The sequence below is a fragment of the Paractinoplanes rishiriensis genome (assembly GCF_016862375.1).
Lineage (GTDB): Bacteria > Actinomycetota > Actinomycetes > Mycobacteriales > Micromonosporaceae > Actinoplanes > Actinoplanes rishiriensis.
The window spans coordinates 48,613-65,521 of sequence record NZ_BOMV01000071.1 but is presented as its reverse complement, the minus strand read 5'-3'; the positions used below and the strand labels follow the sequence as shown (position 1 = coordinate 65,521).

15 protein-coding genes are annotated in these 16,909 nt (G+C 70.5%); 8 read left to right on the top strand and 7 right to left on the bottom strand.

All coding sequences use genetic code 11. From position 1 onward, the window contains the following. Positions 1-942 (bottom strand): phosphoglycerate dehydrogenase, encoded by a 942-nt coding sequence (locus tag Ari01nite_RS33575; protein WP_203786261.1) that lies wholly within the window; start codon positions 940-942, stop codon positions 1-3. A gap of 49 nt (positions 943-991) precedes the next feature. On the opposite strand from Ari01nite_RS33575, the gene Ari01nite_RS33570 reads away from it, so the two are divergent. Genes Ari01nite_RS33570 through Ari01nite_RS33560 form a run of 3 tightly spaced genes read left to right on the top strand, consistent with a single transcriptional unit; the run spans position 992 to position 2,991 of the window. Beyond that, on the top strand, positions 992-2,098 hold the full coding sequence (locus Ari01nite_RS33570) for an aminotransferase-like domain-containing protein (protein ID WP_203786260.1): 1,107 nt from the start codon (positions 992-994) through the stop codon (positions 2,096-2,098). Beyond that, entirely contained in the window at positions 2,091-2,582 is a 492-nt protein-coding gene (locus tag Ari01nite_RS33565) for a pyridoxamine 5'-phosphate oxidase family protein (protein WP_203786259.1), read from the top strand. Before Ari01nite_RS33570 ends, Ari01nite_RS33565 begins: the two co-directional genes overlap by 8 nt. 22 nt (positions 2,583-2,604) lie before the next feature. Then, positions 2,605-2,991 (top strand): nuclear transport factor 2 family protein, encoded by a 387-nt coding sequence (locus tag Ari01nite_RS33560; RefSeq protein WP_239163253.1) that lies wholly within the window; start codon positions 2,605-2,607, stop codon positions 2,989-2,991. A gap of 116 nt (positions 2,992-3,107) precedes the next feature. Here Ari01nite_RS33560 and Ari01nite_RS33555 read toward each other — a convergent pair whose 3' ends face one another. After that, complete coding sequence (locus tag Ari01nite_RS33555) at positions 3,108-4,316, bottom strand: PP2C family protein-serine/threonine phosphatase (RefSeq protein WP_239163252.1); 1,209 nt, start codon at positions 4,314-4,316, stop codon at positions 3,108-3,110. 198 nt (positions 4,317-4,514) lie between these two features. Here Ari01nite_RS33555 and Ari01nite_RS33550 point away from each other — a divergent pair, with 198 nt between their 5' ends. The 3 genes from Ari01nite_RS33550 to Ari01nite_RS33540 all read left to right on the top strand — a co-directional run bounded on the left by Ari01nite_RS33550 (position 4,515) and on the right by Ari01nite_RS33540 (position 6,928). Then, positions 4,515-5,225 (top strand): GAF and ANTAR domain-containing protein, encoded by a 711-nt coding sequence (locus Ari01nite_RS33550; protein ID WP_203786258.1) that lies wholly within the window; start codon positions 4,515-4,517, stop codon positions 5,223-5,225. Positions 5,226-5,460: 235 nt separating this feature from the next. Continuing rightward, positions 5,461-6,168 (top strand): SigB/SigF/SigG family RNA polymerase sigma factor, encoded by a 708-nt coding sequence (locus tag Ari01nite_RS33545; RefSeq protein ID WP_203786383.1) that lies wholly within the window; start codon positions 5,461-5,463, stop codon positions 6,166-6,168. 52 nt (positions 6,169-6,220) lie between these two features. Continuing rightward, positions 6,221-6,928: a GAF and ANTAR domain-containing protein gene (locus tag Ari01nite_RS33540; protein WP_203786257.1), complete on the top strand. Its 708-nt coding sequence runs from the start codon at positions 6,221-6,223 to the stop codon at positions 6,926-6,928. Positions 6,929-6,957: 29 nt separating this feature from the next. Here Ari01nite_RS33540 and Ari01nite_RS33535 read toward each other — a convergent pair whose 3' ends face one another. Beyond that, positions 6,958-7,749, bottom strand: a complete 792-nt coding sequence (locus tag Ari01nite_RS33535) for a GAF and ANTAR domain-containing protein (RefSeq protein WP_203786256.1) — start codon at positions 7,747-7,749, stop codon at positions 6,958-6,960. Between the two features lie 90 nt (positions 7,750-7,839). Here Ari01nite_RS33535 and ku point away from each other — a divergent pair, with 90 nt between their 5' ends. After that, a complete protein-coding gene (gene ku / locus Ari01nite_RS33530) occupies positions 7,840-8,727 on the top strand; it encodes a non-homologous end joining protein Ku (RefSeq protein WP_203786255.1) in 888 nt (295 codons plus the stop codon). A gap of 27 nt (positions 8,728-8,754) precedes the next feature. Here the strand turns inward: ku and Ari01nite_RS33525 are convergent, their stop codons facing one another. Together Ari01nite_RS33525 and Ari01nite_RS33520 are read right to left on the bottom strand one after the other, a co-directional pair. Further along, positions 8,755-11,643, bottom strand: coding sequence for an NACHT domain-containing protein (locus Ari01nite_RS33525; protein ID WP_203786254.1), 2,889 nt, complete (start codon positions 11,641-11,643; stop codon positions 8,755-8,757). 175 nt (positions 11,644-11,818) lie between these two features. After that, positions 11,819-13,288 (bottom strand): GGDEF domain-containing protein, encoded by a 1,470-nt coding sequence (locus tag Ari01nite_RS33520; RefSeq protein WP_203786253.1) that lies wholly within the window; start codon positions 13,286-13,288, stop codon positions 11,819-11,821. Positions 13,289-13,381: 93 nt separating this feature from the next. Between Ari01nite_RS33520 and Ari01nite_RS33515 the strand changes: the two genes are divergently transcribed. Further along, a complete protein-coding gene (locus tag Ari01nite_RS33515) occupies positions 13,382-15,385 on the top strand; it encodes an NACHT domain-containing protein (RefSeq protein WP_203786252.1) in 2,004 nt (667 codons plus the stop codon). Here Ari01nite_RS33515 and Ari01nite_RS33510 read toward each other — a convergent pair. Continuing rightward, entirely contained in the window at positions 15,367-16,029 is a 663-nt protein-coding gene (locus Ari01nite_RS33510) for a nucleoside/nucleotide kinase family protein (RefSeq protein WP_203786251.1), read from the bottom strand. The genes Ari01nite_RS33515 and Ari01nite_RS33510 overlap by 19 nt on opposite strands. Continuing rightward, complete coding sequence (locus Ari01nite_RS33505; RefSeq protein WP_203786250.1) at positions 16,029-16,898, bottom strand: sugar phosphate isomerase/epimerase family protein; 870 nt, start codon at positions 16,896-16,898, stop codon at positions 16,029-16,031. The genes Ari01nite_RS33510 and Ari01nite_RS33505 overlap by 1 nt, the downstream gene beginning before the upstream one ends. Positions 16,899-16,909: the final 11 nt, after the last annotated feature.

Sequence of the window (16,909 nt, the reverse complement as noted above, 5' to 3'; positions counted from 1 at the left end):
CTAGCGTTCCACCAGGTGCTTCAGCGGCCGGCCGGCCAGCAGGGCGTCCAGGTTCTCCCGGATCAGGGCCGGGGCGCCCAGGGGCCGGCCACCCGCCGCGTGCGGCGAGATGATGACGTTCGGCTCGTCCCACAGGCCCGAGTCGGCCGGCAGCGGTTCGGTCTCGAACACGTCCAGGGCCGCGCCGGCGATCCGGCCCTCGCGCACCGCGGCCAGCAGGTCGGACTCGGCGACGGTGGTGCCGCGGCCGACGTTCACCACCCAGGCGTGCCGGGGTAGCAGTCCGAGCACGGCGGCGTCGAGGGCGTGTTCCGTCTCGGCGGTGGCCGGCAGGATCAGGATCAGCACGTCCGCGGTGGGCAGCAGATCGGGGAAGTCGTCCACCGTGCGTACCGGGAAACCGTGCCGCTCGCCCGCCGAGCGCGCCACGCCGGTGACCCGGGCGCCCAGCGCCGCCAGGTGCGGCGCCAGCGTGGCGGCGATGCCGCCGAAGCCCCAGATGACCACGTGCGCGTCGCGCAGCGTACGGAAATTGTCTGCCTCCCACAACGGCTGGAGCCCGCCCCACTCGCGTGCCCAGCGACGGCCGATCTGGGCTCTTACCAGCAGGTTCAGCCGGCGCGCAGCGCCGAGCACGAGGGCCAGCGTGTGCTCGGCCACCGTGCGGTCGTGCAGGCCGCCGCCCGCGGTGACCAGCACCTCGGGCGCGAAACCGGCACGCAGGATGGTGTCCGGGCCGGCCGCCAGCGACTGGATCCAGCGCAACTTCGTCAGGCGCCGGGCCGCGTCCCGCAACTGGTGGTCCGGGTTGCCCCAGGTGACCAGGACCTCGGCGTCGGTGTGCTGGTCCGGGACCGGGTCGGTGATCGCGTACGTTATCCCCTGAACCCCCTCCGGAAGGCGCACGTCCAACTCGACACTGTCCGGCAGCAGAACCTTCATGACGGTTCACCTTGCCATGGGAGGCCATCCAGCGGTGATTCAGCCACCGGTGATTCAGTTCGAGCGGCGACCCGGCATTCTGGACCTCGGGTGGGGCCATCCGCGCCCCGGCCTGCTGCCGGTCGAGGAATGGGCGGCGGCGGGTGCGGAGGCGGCCCGCACGTTCGGCTGGCAGCAGCTCACCTACGGCCACGCCACCGGCCCGGCTCCGCTGGTGGACTGGCTGTGCGCGCACCTGGCGGACGGCACCCGGTTCGCGCAGACCTTCGTCACCGGTGGGGCCTCGCACGCGCTGGCGCTGGTGGCGTCGCTGCTGGCCGGGCCGGGCGACGTGATCCTGGTCGACTCGCCGACCTATCACCTGGCGTTCCGGATCCTGGCCGACACCGGGGCGACGCTGCGGCGGATGCCCGGCTCGCCGGCGGAACTCGCCGGCCTGGTGCGCACGATCGGCCGGCGGGTGCCGTTCCTCTACCTGGTGCCCACCTTCGGCAACCCGACCGGGCGCAGCCTGGACGACGCGCGGCGCCGGGAGCTGATCGAGGTGGCCCGGCGGGAGGGTCTGCTGCTCGTGGAGGACGACACCTACCGGGAGCTGGTCTACGAGGGGACCGCGCCGCCGTCGCTGTGGGAGTTGTCGGGCGGATCCGGGGTGGTGCGGCTGGGTTCGTTCGCCAAGACCGTCGCGCCCGGACTGCGTCTCGGCTGGGTCAACGCGGCGCCGGATCTGATCGGCCGGCTCGCCGGCCTGGGGTATGTGGACAGTGGCGGCGGCGTCAACCACGCGACGGCGGTGACGATGGCGTCGTTCGGGACGTCCGGTGTCTACGACCGGCATGTGGCGCGGCTCCGCGACGCGTACCGCCTCCAGCGTGATGCCCTGGTCGCGGCCGTACGTGCGCACCTGCCGGTCGAGGTGCCGCAGGGCGGCTGGTTCCTCTGGGTGCGACTGCCGGGCAGTTTCAGCGGTACGCGGCTGCTGCCGCCGGCCGAGAAGGCGGGTGTGTCGTTCGTCCCTGGCACCCGGTTCTGTGTGGACGACGGCGACGGCGATGACCACGTACGGCTGAGTTTTTCGCATTTGCCCCCGGCGGACCTGACCGAGGCCGCCACCCGCCTCGGTCAACTGATCGCTACGCTCCCGGGGCATGAGTGATCCTGAGCTGGATCAGGTCGTGCGCGACGTCTTCGACGCCAACCGCTACCTCACCCTCGGCACGGTCGAGCCGGACGGCGGGCCGAGGCTGTCGCCGGTCTACTTCACCCATCACGAGTACCGCACGCTGTACTGGATCTCGCATCCGCGCGCGCAGCACTCGCAGAACGTGGAGACGACGCCGGAGATCGTGATGGTCATCTTCGACTCGTCGGTGCCGCCCACCGACAATCCACAGGCGGTCTACCTGTCGGCGACCGCCCAGCGCGTCCCGGACGACCAGCTGGCCATCGAGTGCGTGATCGCCTTCCGCGACGTGGGTGCCGACGCCCACCCGTTCGCACCGGAGGAACTGACCGCGCCGGCGCCGTTGCGCCTCTACCGGGCGGTGGTGTCCGGCTACGAGATCCACATTCGAGGCAACCACCCGACGCTCGGCACCGGCACCGACGTGCGCCTGCCGGTCACCCTTGCCGAGGAATAGAACGTGTTCTAGTGTCCCGGGCATGGCGATGACGGCGCGCGAGTTGGCGAGGCGGTCCCAGGCGGCGGCCGGGTCCGGCGATCGGACGGCGTGGCTCGGCCTGTTCGCCGACGACGCCGTGGTCGAGGATCCGGTGGGGCCGTCACCGCTCGACCCGTCCGGGCGCGGGCATCGGGGGGCGACGGCGATCGCGGCGTTCTACGACAACGTGATCGGCCGGGTGGACGGGATGCGCTTCGAGATCGAGCGGTCGTACCTGTGCGGCGACGAGGTGGCCGACGTGGGCTGCATCCATCTGACGTTGCCGGGCGGCCACGCGACGGCGGTACGCGGCGTCTTCACCTACCGAAGCGACGGCGCCGGCCGGATAGCGGCGTTGCGCGCTTTCTGGGAGTTTCATCCGTCCTGACCCGCGCAACGCGAATTACTCAAGATCTGCGGTGGGCCGGTGCGGGGTGCGTGATCGGGTGCCGGGAAGGGCCGCCGGGAATGGCCGCTGGTGAGGGTGGGCTGCGGGAATGGCGGTCACCCGTGACGGCGGACTACCAGCAGGGCCACGTCGTCGGTGGGCTCGTCGGCGCCGGCGGCTGACATCACCGTGGCGCAGATCGTCTCGGGGTCGGCGGGGCGGATCACCTCGGTCAGCAGCCGGAAGCCGACGTCGATCTCCTGGTCGCGGCGTTCCACCAGGCCGTCGGTGTAGCAGACCAGGACCGCGCCGGGCGGCAGGTCTAGCCGGGTGGTGCGCCGTTCGGCCTTGGGGGTGCCCACGCCCAAGGGCGGGTCGGCGGGCAGGGCGGCCAGGGTGGCGGGGACCGTGGGGGCGGCGATCACCGGCGGGGGATGGCCGGCCGAGGACACCAGGATCGTCCGGCGGTCGGGGGAGAGCATCGCGTACAGGGCCGTGGTGAGGCTGCCGGCCTCGAAGTGGCGCACCTTGCGGTCCAGCAGCGTGAGCACCTCGGCCGGCTCTTCGCTGACCAGGGCGTATGCGCGTAGCGCGCTGCGGATGCGGCCCATCACCACGGCCGAGGCCAGGCCGTGTCCGGAGACGTCGCCGATCACCAGGCCGAGCCAGCCGGACGGCAGGGTGAACACGTCGTACCAGTCGCCGCCCAGGCCGAACGCATGGCCGGGGACGTAGCGGGCGGCCAGGTCGACGCCGGGCACTTCGGGCAGGGTGGCGGGCAGCAGGCTGCGTTGCAGGGCCAGCGTGGTCGCGCGTTCCAGTTTCTGGTTGCGGATCTGGCCGGCCACGCCGGCGCGGTCGGCGGCCAGCTGCAGCAGTTGGACGTCGTCGGAGGTGAAGGCGCGCGGGGACAGGGTGCCGACGTGCAGGACGCCCACCACCTCGCCGGCCGCGAACACCGGCACGCCCAGCAGGGAGCGGATGCCCATCTCGATCAGGATCGGGTTGACCACGTCGGCGGGGGTGACGTCCGGGAGCACGACCGGCTGCCGGGTCGCGGCCACCCGGCCCGCGAAGCCGCGGCCCACGTCCAGCCGGAAGCCGCGGCGTACCTCCTCCTCCAGGCCATTGGCGGCCGTGGCCACCAGCTGCCGGGAATGGGCGTCGATCAACAGGATCGCGGCGGTGTCCGCCCCCAGCAGGTCGCGGACCCGGTCCAGCAACTCGTCGAGCAAGTCGGAGGCGTCCAGCCGGGACAGGGTGGCGTCCGTGACCGCCTCGAGCCGGCGCAGCCGCTCGTCGCTCTCCATGCTTTCCACATCCACGGCGAATAAAATACGTCCCTGCACCGACCGTGTGCCGGGGTGAGGTCCGGCTGCGTTCAGTGGGTAATATCTTCGTCTGTGGCCGACCCCGAGCAGGGATCGGCCTACTGCGTCAAGCAGCGGCGCGGACCCGGGGCGCCAAGGCTCCGGGTGGTCAGTCCTATCCGCCCGACCGCTGCAAGGAGTGCCTGGCGCACCATGACGTATAGCTCCATCGACCCGTTGGTTGCCGTTGCCGAGCTGGGACGTACGAAATTCACCGAAGCCACCCTGGATGACGTGCTGGGCAAGGTCGTCTCGCTGGCCTGTCAGACCGTTCCCGGCGCGGCCGAGGTCTCGATCACCCTGGTGGGCGACAAGGGCCCGCACACCGCGGCGTTCACCGGTGACCTGGCCCTGCGCCTCGACGAGCGACAGTACGAGGACAGCCGCGGCCCCTGCCTGCAGGCGGCCGCCGAACAGTCCGCGATTTCCGTACCCGATACGGTGACCGACACCCGTTGGGGTGAGTGGGCGCCGGACGCGGCGGACGCCGGAATGGGCAGCGTGCTCTCCGTCGGCCTGCCGATCCTGGAGGACGTCACCGGGGCGCTCAACGTCTACGGCCGGCCGCCGCACGCGTTCGACGACGACGCCACCACACTGGCGCAGACCTTTGCCGGGTACGCCGCGGTCGCGGTCGCCAACGCGCACGTCTTCTACAGCGCGGTCGCGCTGTCCCGTCACCTGCAGGCCGCGATGGACAGCCGCGCGGTCATCGAGCAGGCCAAGGGCATCGTGATGGCGCAGCGGCGGTGCTCGGCCGACGAGGCGTTCGCGTTCCTGACAAAGGCATCGCAGGACAACAATCGCAAGGTACGCGACGTCGCCGCGACACTGGTCACCAGCACCTGCCGCCCCGCAGGCTGATCGTCACTCGTACTTTCGGATGGTAGGTACTGGGACTTTCGGGTAGCGTCTTGGCATCGGTGAAGAAGGCGCCGAACCAGACGTGCGGGTGACGTCGTCGTGGTTCGATGCACGGCCACTTCATCCGCACCTCCACGCGCAGCGTTCCGGAGGAGATCCCGTGCCTACTCTGCATCACCGCCGCTCGGCCGCCGAGGCCGACGCCGACACCCGGGCCGCCGCACTCATCACCGCGATGGCCGAACTGCCCGAGTCCCACCCGGACCGGCCGGCGCTGCGGGCACGCGCCATCGAAGCCTGGATGCCGATGGCCAACCGCCTGGCCCGCCGGTACGCGAACCGCGGCGAGGCGCTCGACGACCTGACCCAGGCGGCCGCCATCGGTCTGATCAAATCCGTCGACGGGTTCGACCCGGAGCGCGGCTCCGACTTCGCCAGCTACGCCATCCCGACGATCCTCGGCGAGGTGCGCCGGCACTTCCGCGACCGGGCCTGGTCGATGCGGATTCCGCGCCGGCTCCAGGAACTGCGGATCGCGATCAGCGCGGCCCAGTCCGAACTCACCCACGATCTGCAGCGCCCGCCGACGGCCGCCGACGTCGCCACCTGGCTGGGCGTCTCCGAGGAGGAGGTGCTGGAGGCGCTGGAGAGCGGTCACGCGTACCGGGCGATCCCGCTCTCCACACCGACCGACGACGACTCCGGGCTCACCGTCGGCGACAAACTCGGGTTCGAGGAGCACGGGTACGAACTGGCCGAGCTCAGCGTGGCGCTGCCGCCGGCGATGGCCGTGCTGGACGACCGGGAGCGGCAGATCGTGATGCTGCGCTTCTACGGCAACCTCACCCAGCAGCACATCGCGGAGCAGATCGGCGTCTCCCAGATGCATATCTCCCGGTTGCTCACCCGCGCGCTCGCAAAGATGCGGACCCAGCTGACCTGACCGGGCCGCGGTATAGGCTGCGGCTAACGACGTCGGCTGAAGGGCGCAATCCATGACCGCCGCACGTTCGATCGAACCGCAGCAGGCGTTCGCCGAGCTCGGCCGCATCCGGCTGGGTGAGACCGAACTCGCCGGGGTGCTGGCGAGGGTGGCCGAGCTGGCGAAGATCTCCATCGACGGGGTGGCCGAGGCATCCGTGACGCTGGTCGGTGACCACGGCGCGCACACCGCGGCGTTCACCGGCGAGCTGGCCCAGGTGCTCGACGAATTCCAGTACGACGTCGAGCGCGGGCCCTGCCTCGACGCGGCCACCGCCGGCAGCACGTTCGTCATCCCGGACACCGACGCCGAGCCGCGCTGGGCCGACTATGCCAAGCGGGCCGCGGCGGCCGGGGTGTGCAGCTCGATGGCGGTGGGCCTGCCGGTGCAGGAGGCGGTCACCGGGGCGCTCAATCTCTATGCGGTACGCAAGGACGCGTTCGACGACGACGCGATCATCGCGGCGCAGACCTTCGCCGGGTACGCGGCCGTGGCGCTGGCCAACGCCCACTCGTACGACTCCACCGCGACCCTGGCCCGGCAGATGCGCGACGCCATGGAACACCGGGCGGTCATCGAGCAGGCCAAGGGCATCGTGATGGCGCAGCGGCGGTGCACGGCCGACGAGGCGTTCACGCTCCTCAGCAGAACCTCCCAGGACAGCAACCGCAAGCTCCGCGACGTGGCTGCTGACCTGGTACGACGCGCTTCCCAGCGCTGACCGGGCCGGTTCCTCGTCTTCAGCAGTGACTACTTCCCGCTCTCCTTCAGCTGACCGTCGCCGGACATCCGGCCGGTCTCGCTGAGCCGCCGGGCCAGCTCGGTCAGCTTGGTGTTGGTCCGCTGACTGGCCTGGGCCAGCAGCGAGAAGGCCTGCTCGGCGTTGATCCCGTACCGCTCCATCAGGACGCCCTTGGCCTGGCCGATGACGTCCCGCATGGCCAGCGCCCGGTCCAGGTCCTGCTCGCGCTGCGCGCCGACCATGGCGATCGCGGCGTGCGAGGCGAACAGCAGCCCCACGTACTCGGACTCGTCGGTGAACGCGTCCGGGTTGCTCGCGTACAGGTTCAGCGCGCCGAGGTTGTCGCCGACCACGTACAGCTGAAAGGAAAGCATGCTCCGCACGCCGAGCCCCAGCGCCAGCCGGCAGAAGGCCGGCCATCGCGGCTCGTCGACCATGTCGTCGAGGCGCAGCGTCTTCTCCGCGTAGACGGATTCGACGCACGGGCCCTGACCGGTTTCGTACTGCGCCCGGTCGACGTCCCGGACCACCTCGGCGGTGGCGGCGTGCGTGACCAGCTTGCGGCGCTCGCGCACCTCGGTGATGCCGGCGTGCTCCGCGCCCGGCACGGTGTGCACGGCGGCGGCCACGATGCCGCCAAGGGTGTCCGGGAGGCTGGCCTCGGTCTGCAGCGAGCGGGCGAGTTCACTGAGCGTCTCGGCCAGCTGGTTGGTGGTGACGTCGCCGGTGAAGCTGAGCGACGGCTGGCCCTGACCGCCGCGGCCGGTTTCGCGCACGGTGATGTCGTCGAACGGGTGCATGGGGCGCAGAGTGCTCAGGATCCGGCGCGATGAAACGGTCAGTTTGCGGGTAACTCGTTGGCATGACGAGGCGGAGCTGAAGGAGGAGACATGGCGCGGCCGATCTGGACCGGGGCCATCACGTTCGGGCTGGTGTCGGTGCCGGTCTCGATGTATTCGGCCACGCACGACCACGAGGTGTCGTTCCACCAGTTCGAGAAGGGCACGTCGGACCGCATCCGCTACAAGCGCGTCAACGAGCGCACCGGCAAGGAGGTCGACCACGACGACATCGTCAAGGGCGCCGAGGCGGGCGGCGGCTACGTGATGCTGGACGCCGGCGAACTCGACGAGGTGGCGCCCGGCCGCTCCCGCAGCCTGGAGATCGACCGCTTCGTCGATCTGGACGACATCGACCCGCTCTATTACCAGAAGACCTACTACCTGGGCCCGGGCAGCGACGACACGGCAAAGGTGTACGGCCTGTTGCGCGACGCGATGACGGACGCGAACCGCGCCGCGATCGGCACCCTGGTGATGCGCAACAAGGAGTACCTGGCGGCGATCCGGGCCGAGAAGGACCTGCTGATCCTGCAGACCATGTTCTTCGCCGACGAGGTGCGCGACCCGAAGGCCGAGATCGAGGGCCTGCCCCGCAGGGGCGCCGTCAAGAAGGCCGAACTGAGCATGGCCCAGCAACTGATCGACTCGATGGCCGGCCCGTGGCGCCCCCAGGACTTCCGCGACACCTACACCGACCGCGTCAAGGACCTGATCAAGAAGAAGAAGGCCGGCAAGGAGATTACGGCCGCCGACCCGGCCCCGGAGCCGACGAACGTGACCGACCTCTTCGAGGTGCTCAAGCGCAGCGTCGAGAACGCCCAGAAGCGCCGGTCGGCCCAGCCGGCGAAGAAGACCGCGAAGAAGACCGCGGCGAAAGCGACAAAGGCCGCAAAACCGGCTAAGAAGAAGACCGCCGCAAAACGGAAGGCTTCGTGACGGCCACGCTCACGGGCGCCCTCGGCATCATGCCCGCCGACGCACGACGAAGTCGAAATCACCCGCCGCCCAGGCGGCCAGGATGCGGTGCTGATCGGTGGTGAAGGGAAACTGGCGTAGCGCCCGGTCGACGTGCCGCACGGCAACATTCGAGATCCGCGACACGAACAGGGGCTCGAGGGCCTGCACCGGGCCGAGCTGAAGGAAGGACCCGACATCCGGTGACGCCGACAGCTTCCGGTCCCAGCGCTCGGTCTCGATGATCGATCCGAGGATCACCGCCGCGCTGTACGCAGCGGGCCCGGTCGGTGCCGGGAACGGGATCGCCTGGCGAGCCTGGTCCCGGAGGGCGACAAACTCGTCCCAGTCGGGACTCCCCAGCGTGCACTGCCGGATCACGAGATCGCTCGTCCCGGAATGGTCGTGGAACGACGGCGGGATGAAGGGTGACCTCAGCAGGCCAAACGTCGTGCCGAGCTGGTGCATGTCCCGGGCGGCGTTGTTGCTGGGCCACGCGGGACCGAACTCGGTGAGGTACCTCCGCAGGAAAAGGATCACGGCTGGCGAGCGCCAGGGAAACTTCAGGCCGAATCGCGGAGCCGCCTCGAGGAGTGCAGAAAGGGGGACAAGTTCGGTGACGCTGCGTCCGTTGATGAGGCGATTCTCATACGCGGTGAGGGCGACCTCCTCGCTGCTGCGAACCCAGGTGACGAGCCGGTCGCCCCATACCGGTTTCAAGGCGTGCCAGTCGACCTCCCCGAGCGACCCCGGCTCGACCTCCAGCAGCGACTCGAACTCGCGCCGGCTGCCCAGGACCAGCAACGCCCTTCGGGCGACGCGGTCCTCGGCCGCGGCGAGACGCTGCGTGCAGCGCACACTGATCTCCTCGATGGCGACCCGGGAGATCCTCTCCTCACGCAGCCCCGCAGCGATTTTGAGCAATTGCAGCGAGTCGTCGACCGGTGACGATTCGGACCCCGCCGGAACCGTCGTCCCCGGAGCCGCGAGATAGATGTCGAGTGCGGCCGCGACCGTCCGCCTGACTCGATCCAGGCTCGGTAGGAAGACGTCGCAATACTCCAGGGCGAAGCGGAGCAGCGCGTGCGCCTCTTGGCGACCGGTCTTGTGGCAAGCCGTCAGAACCAGGTCGTATATCCGATCAGCCGCACGACTGTTGTGCTGGGCCGACATCTGCACGGCAAGCTGGGCCACGATCTCCCACTCGGTCCGGGCGATGTGTGGCTCCAGGACGGCCCACAGTTCGTCAGGGGTCGGATTGCAGCGGACGATGTGCTCGGCCGCGAAGTACTCGAGGAAAGTCTGGTGGGCGAACTTGTACCTGCTGTCGCCCCGGACGTCGAGTCCGACGTCGGTCAGGACCCATGCTCTGCCGCGCCAGGACGCCAGCAATGACCGGGCCGCGTCCCGCGCCTCCTCCTGGCTCTCGTACCGGCTGCCGTGCCAGCTGTCGGCGATGAGCGTGACCAGCTCGTTCTCAGCCAGTCCCTCCGCTCTGCTCGATGCTCCGAACATCGACGCCGCGGCCACCTGAAGTGCCGCTCGGGCGTCACTTCGCAGGATGTTGGCGGTGCCGATGCCGCGACTTGCGTCCCACTTCTCGAACAACATCCGGGCACACTGGTCGTACAGTTCGGCCCGGTTGCGCGGGATCGACCGCTCGCCGCGGTAGACGTTGCAGAGGAGTCCGAGCATCAGCGGGTTGCTCCTGATGTCGGCGACACTCTCCGATTCTTCGATGAAGGCCGCCGTGATGCGGGCACGCTCCGACCGGGGCAGCCGGTCATCCAGCCGGAACCACTTCTGGGCGTATTCGGCGACGTTGTACTCGTCGAACTCCTCCAGGACTGCGACCTTGAAGACGTCGGTCTTCAGGGGTGCCTCCGGGTAGCCGATCTTCCGGCTGGTGACGATCATTTCGGCCGACGAATACTTCTGCCCGAAGTTTTCGACCGCCTCCACCATCTCGCGCCTCAGGTGCGTTTCCAGCAATTCGTCGAGGCCGTCCAGGACAGCGATCGCCCGCCCGGTCGTGAACAGATACTCGATCGCCCCCGCGGGAGCTGAAAGATGGAAGTTCTCGTTGAGGGAGGCTTCGATGTACTGGATCAGCGAGTAGCCGCGGTGCCTCTTCTTCTCGTCGTACCGGCGCAGGGTGACCACGAACGGAACCCGTCCGATGGCCGCGTTGTCGTCGAGTGGAGCGGTCAGGTCATGAAGAATGCGCTGGGCCAGTGTCGACTTGCCGGCGCCCGGGTCGCCGAGGACCACGACACGATAGGACCGGCCGATAAGCCCGGGCAGGTCCGTCGTTTCGGTATCGGTCGGTGACCGGAGCTGAGACCACAGCGGCTGCGAAGTGGAGTCGATCATGGCGAACGTGGGCGCGACGTGCAGGGCGCCGATCGGCACCCGGCGCTGTGTGTCGAAGTATGCCGGGACGAGTTCACCGCTGGCCGCGTACGCGATGCGGCAGTACTCGTCGACAAACTCCAAGGTGGCCGCGTACTGATGACTGTCCATCTGGTTCAGGATCTGGCTGTGTTCGCGTGCCCCGAGCGTTCGACCGTGCTCGGCCTCGGCCTGGCGGAGCACGAGCTCATACTCGGCCGAGTCCTTGTTGCTGAGGATCGTCAGCGCCTCCCGGCTCCCGGTCGAGATGGTCTCGACCAGCAGTCTGGCGTACCGGTTGGCCGGCTCCCTCGGTAACGATTCGGCGAGTACCAGCAGGGCAGACAGCTTCTCGACGAATCCGCCGTGCTGCAGATCCGGGTCCCGGACCATCGACGCCACGGCGATCGACCTGGCAAAACTCCGGAATTCGGGAGTGCGGAGGAACCGCCCGATGAGCAGGCTGTCGTCCGGGGAGACGGACTCCAGCTCGGACAGGATGGACACCAGGAATTTCCGCGGATCGCCGACCGCGCGCTGCTCGAGCTCCGCCCTGATCGCGGGATCGACCTTGCGCGCCCGGGAGCCGAAACCTTTATCGCCTCGACGATCAGGCCTGCGATGAGATTGGGCGTCACAGGGTCCACGGGCGGATCCCTCCATACCGGCGAGGCGATCCACTCTAGCGAGAACCGTCCACCGGGAGTTCGTCGTCGCGGTGGATGCGGTTGCGGCCGCTTGCCTTGGCGGCGTACATGGCGGTGTCGGCTCGGCGTAGTTCGTTGTCGGGGTCGGCTCCGGAGCGGGCCCGGATCGCGCCGATGCTGGCGCCGATGTACACCTCGCGGGTGGGGGTGTCGAAGGGGTCGGCCAGCGCGGTCAGGATGCGTTCGGCGACCTTGTTGGCGGTTTCGTCGTCGGTCCAGGGGAGGATCACGGCGAACTCGTCGCCGCCCAGGCGGGCCACCACGTCGCCGGCCCGCATGACGCCGTTGATGCGGTCGGCCACCGCCACCAGGACGGCGTCGCCGGCCTCGTGGCCGAACGCGTCGTTCACCGGCTTGAAGCCGTCCAGGTCGATGTAGAGCAGCGCGGTCGGGCCGACCGACTCGCTCAGGGCCGACTCCCAGCGGTCGTGGAAGCGGCGCCGGTTGGCGAGGCCGGTCAGCTGGTCGGTGGTGGCCTGCTCCTCGACCGCGCGCAGGGCCGACGCCAGCAACCGGACCAGGCCGTCCAGCCGGGCGATCACCAGCAGGAACAGGACCGTGCAGCCGGCCACGATCACCGGTACGTCGATCGGCATGCCGCGCAGCCACTCGATGGCCAGCACCGCGGGCGCCATCAGGCTGGCCACGGCCAGTGCCACCACCCGGCGGCGCGGTGCCGGGCCCTCGGCGACCGGTGGGCTCTTGCGGGACAGCGAGGTGACCGACGGGTGCAGGGCCGCGGCGCCGCCCAGGGCCTGCATGGCCAGCCAGCCCAGGTCCACGATGTTCCCGGCGGTGTAGCCGATGCTCAGCTCCAGCAGGGCGTAACCGATGTCGGCGATCAGCAGGGCCAGGACACTCGCGACGAAGAGGCGGTACGCCGGCGGGCGGTCGCCGCGGCCGGTGACCAGGCGGGACAGCACGGCGAGCACGAGCAGGTCGGAGACCGGGTAGGCCAGCGACACCGCGCGGGCCAGCGGGCTCAGGTCCTCGGCCCGCACGTACGGCACGATCAGGAAGACCCAGGCCAGCATCGCGGCGCCGGTGGACAGCACCAGCGCGTCGAGCAGGCCGGGCACGTCCTTGCCGGGGCGGCGGGCGCGCACCAGGCCGACCACCGCGATGGCCAGCATGACGGCGAACGCCAGATAGAGGACGTCGGCGTAACCGGGGAAGACGTCCTCACCGGCCACAAAGGTCTGTATCCAGTAGGCGACCTCGGCCAGCGCGAAGCAGGCGCGGGCGGCCGCCATCAGATACCAGGGCCAGCGGACGGCGGGACGGTTGCGGCGGACCCCGACCACGATCGCGGCCGCGGACGACAGGCCGAGCGTGCCGACCAGCACGGCCTGCACCTCGTCGACCGGCACCGCGTAGTAGACGATCATCACCGCGACCGACAGCGCAAGGTAGGCCTTCCAGGCCGGCCAGCGCCATCTGCCCACCGGTTACCCCCAGCCGCTCGTCACGTCGGGGTGCAGATCGGCGTGCGGCGGTCCACCTTGAGGGAAACCGGTCCGCACCGGAATGATGTCGGGATGTTCGCGCGCGGTGACCGGCGGAAGCTGGTGTGGTGGGTCGCCGCGGTGGCGTTCCTGGTGGCTCTGCTGGCGGCGCTGGCGTCCGGCCCGGACCGCCTGCTGGACACCGCGGACGGCCTGGCCAGCATCGGTGCGTTCGTGGTGGCCGTGGTGGCGCTGGCGATCGGGATCGCGGCCGCGCGCCGGCCGGGCCCGCCGGCCGGCACCGGGGAGGTCTGCCGGACGCTGGCCGGCATCGTGGCCCGCCGGCTGCCGCTGGATCCCGACGCCGTGGTCGACGGCCCGCTGCGGGTGCGCTGGCAGTCGGTCGAGGGGGCGGTGGCGGCGCCGGCCGCGGACGTGGTCGGCGCAAGCGTGCCGGGCCGGCCGACGCGGCTGCGGCTGAGCGGCGACGCCACCGACCTGGCGGCGACCTGGCGGCAGCTCGACGCCCAGCGCGTGGTGATCGTCGGACCGCCCGGCGCGGGCAAGTCGACCATGGCGGCGCTGTTCGTCCGCGAGCTGAACCGGCCGTACCGGGCCGGTGCGCCGGTCGCGGTCCTGCTCTCGCTGGCGGCGTGGACGCCGGACCCGGGCCGGGACACCTTCGACGACTGGCTGCCGCAGCAGATCAATGAGCGCTATGGCATCGATGCGGCGGTTGCTACCGATCTGGTGCGCGACGGTCTGATCATCCCTGTTCTCGATGGCCTGGATGAAATTCCTGATTCCGTACGCGGGGCAGCCCTGCGCGAGTTGCGTCGCGTCCTCTCCGCGGACGGTCCACTGCTCCTGACCTGCCGGGCCGACGAGTATGAGGCCGCCGTCGAGGCCGTCGGCGCCCCGCTGAACCGGGCCCTCGTAGTTGCCGTCGAGCCGGTCGGCGCCGCCTCCGCCATCGCCTATCTCGCGGCCGGCCGGGTCGACGGTGCGCAGCGCTGGGGCGCCGTCGAGGCGGCCCTGACCGCTGACCCGGACGGCCCGCTCGCCCGCGTGCTCGGCAGCCCGCTGCTGATCTACATCGCCGGTGTCGTCCATCGTGCGCCCGGCGCCGACCCGGCCGGGCTGGTCGCCCTGCCGGACCAGCGGTCCGTGGAGGATCACCTGTTCGCCCGGTACCTGCCGAGCGTCTATCGCGAGGACCCGGACCGGGCCACCGCGCGGCTGGCGTTCCTGGCCCGGCACCTGTCCCGCCACGAGAGCCAGGAACTGCGCTGGTGGGAGGTGCGCCACCTGCTGCCGCGGCCGCGCGCCGGGCTGGCCGCACTCGCCGCGGCCGTGGTTGCGGCCGAGTGGCTGCTGCTCGCCGTCGTGCTGCACGTGTCGGCCGGCCGCGCCAACCTCGAGGTGCTGAAGCCGGTGCTCCTGTTCGGCGCCGTGGCCGGGGTGGTGCAGCTGTTCGCCCCGCCGCCGGCCCCGAAACGGTTCAGGCCGAACCTCGCCTCGCTGCGCCGGCAACTCTTCGGGCCGCACCCGGCGCCGAAGAAGGAGCCGTTCACCCGGCGCAGGGCGGCGGAGCTGGTGCTGATCCTGGCCGTCCTGTTCGTGGTGCTGACGACCCCCGTTCTGCAGGTGGCGCTGGGCTACCTGCTCGCCGTGCCCGCGGTCGTGGCGCTCGCCGTCGGGCCGTCCCGGCTCGTCGACCAGCTCACCCGGACGTCCATCGACGTCACCGCGGCCGTCCAGCCCGCCGAGGTGCTCCGGACCGACCGGGTCGCGGCCTGGTTGCAGGCGATCCTCGCCGGCCTGGCGACGGCGGCCGTGCTCGCCTTCTATGCCGGCTGGGCGGTGCCGGTCCTCACCTTCGCGGTCGCGGCCCTGGCGATCGCACACATCGCCGGGCTCACCACGGCGACCGGGAACTACTTCCTGGTGCGGCTCTGGTACGGGCTGCGCGGCCGGCTCCCGTTCGGGCTCCTGCCCTTTCTCGCCGACGCCCACCGGCGCGGGGTGCTACGGCAGAACGGCGCCGCCTATCAGTTCCGGCACCAGAATCTGCAGCGTTACCTGGCCGGGCTCTGAGTGACCACCTGGTCGAGCACCGAGGCCGGGACGACCAGGTCGGCGCGGTCGCGGGTGGCCATGATGACCTCGGCGTTGTGCTCGTCGGTGCCGGTGGCCCAGGCGATCGCGTCCGCCTCGGGTTTGCCGAAGCGGACGTGCCGGTCGATCAGTCGCCGCAGCCGTTCCTCCTGGTCGAGGTCGACGTACCAGACCTCGTCGAGCTGGGGGCGTACGGTGCCCCAGCGCGGGTCGTCGACCAGCAGGTAGTTGCCCTCGGTGACGACCAGCCGGGCGGACCGGTGGATCGGGATGGCACCGGCGATCGGCTGCTCGAGGCCGCGTTCGAAGCCCGGCGCGTACACGATGTCGTCCCGGTCCTCGTGCAGCCGGCGCAGCAGGGCCGCGTATCCGAGGGCGTCGAACGTGGCCGGCGCACCCTTGCGGTCGCGCAGGCCGAGCCGCTCCAGTTCCACGTCGGCCAGGTGGAAACCGTCCATGGGTACGTGGGCCACGGGCACCCCGGCCTCGCCGAGCGCGCGGACCAGTTCCTCGGCGAGGGTGGTCTTGCCGGCGGCCGGTGCACCGGCGATCCCGAGCACGGCCCGGCGCTCGCCCTCGACGAGCGCGCGGGCCCGGCCAACGAGATCCGCGAACGTGGTCATCACGCGGGCACGGCGGTCAGGTGGGAGGTCATGAACTGGCGGGCGTGGCGGGCCAGGTCTTCGCCGTCGTTCCAGAGGTTGCGCCAGATCGACAGGTCGGCGGAGAGGCCCGGGGCGACCACCGCGGACGAGAACGACTCGAACGTGATCGGCCCGGAGTAGCCGATCGTGCCGAGGGCGTGGAAGAACGACGTGAAGTCGAGGTGGCCGGAGCCCAGGTAGCCGCGGTGATTCTCGCCGACGTGCACGTACCCGAGGCGGTCACCGGCGTCGAGCACCGGACGGACCATGTCGTTCTCCTCGATGTTCATGTGGTAAGTGTCGAGGTGGATCACCACGTTGTCCTCGCCGATGTCGTCGGCCAGGCGCAGCGCGTCGCGGGCGGTGTTGACCACGTTCGTCTCGTACCGGTTGCAGATCTCCAGGCCGAGCGTAACGCCGGTGCCCTTGGCCTCCTTGGCGAGCTGCCGGAGCACGGTGACGATGTTGGCCCGGCCGGCCGTGCTGAGCGGGCGGGCATAGCTGCCGAACGCGCTGTAGAGCGCCCCGGTCAGATGGGTGGCGCCGAGGCCGGCCGCGATCGCCAGCGACTCGTGCAGCAGCCGCTCACCGCGCCCGACCACGGCCGGATCGTCGCTGGAGATGTCGGCGTCCATGGCCAGGCCGCGCGAGCAGGCGACCTGGAGCCCGGCCGCCTCGAGTTCCTGGCGGGTGCGGGCGACGTCCAGGTTGAGCGAGTCGTGCAGCGAGAACTCGAGCAGGTCGTATCCGGCGGCCCTGGTCTTGTCGACGGCGGTGCTGACCGAGGCCGGGCCGGTGTCGCCGACCCAGACCAGTGCGTGCACGCCGAGGGGGTTGCGGGGGTTCACGAACGGTCCTT

Excerpts from the sequence above, each read along its gene's own strand:
- Ari01nite_RS33545 (WP_203786383.1), top strand. The coding sequence starts at position 5,461 with ATGGCCGAACTGCCCGAGTCCCACCCGGACCGGCCGGCGCTGCGGGCA.
- Ari01nite_RS33540 (WP_203786257.1), top strand. The coding sequence starts at position 6,221 with ATGACCGCCGCACGTTCGATCGAACCGCAGCAGGCGTTCGCCGAGCTC.
- Ari01nite_RS33515 (WP_203786252.1), top strand. The coding sequence starts at position 13,382 with ATGTTCGCGCGCGGTGACCGGCGGAAGCTGGTGTGGTGGGTCGCCGCG.
- Ari01nite_RS33565 (WP_203786259.1), top strand. The coding sequence starts at position 2,091 with ATGAGTGATCCTGAGCTGGATCAGGTCGTGCGCGACGTCTTCGACGCC.
- Ari01nite_RS33575 (WP_203786261.1), bottom strand. The coding sequence starts at position 942 with ATGAAGGTTCTGCTGCCGGACAGTGTCGAGTTGGACGTGCGCCTTCCG.
- Ari01nite_RS33510 (WP_203786251.1), bottom strand. The coding sequence starts at position 16,029 with ATGACCACGTTCGCGGATCTCGTTGGCCGGGCCCGCGCGCTCGTCGAG.
- Ari01nite_RS33560 (WP_239163253.1), top strand. The coding sequence starts at position 2,605 with ATGGCGATGACGGCGCGCGAGTTGGCGAGGCGGTCCCAGGCGGCGGCC.
- Ari01nite_RS33535 (WP_203786256.1), bottom strand. The coding sequence starts at position 7,749 with ATGCACCCGTTCGACGACATCACCGTGCGCGAAACCGGCCGCGGCGGT.
- Ari01nite_RS33550 (WP_203786258.1), top strand. The coding sequence starts at position 4,515 with ATGACGTATAGCTCCATCGACCCGTTGGTTGCCGTTGCCGAGCTGGGA.
- ku (WP_203786255.1), top strand. The coding sequence starts at position 7,840 with ATGGCGCGGCCGATCTGGACCGGGGCCATCACGTTCGGGCTGGTGTCG.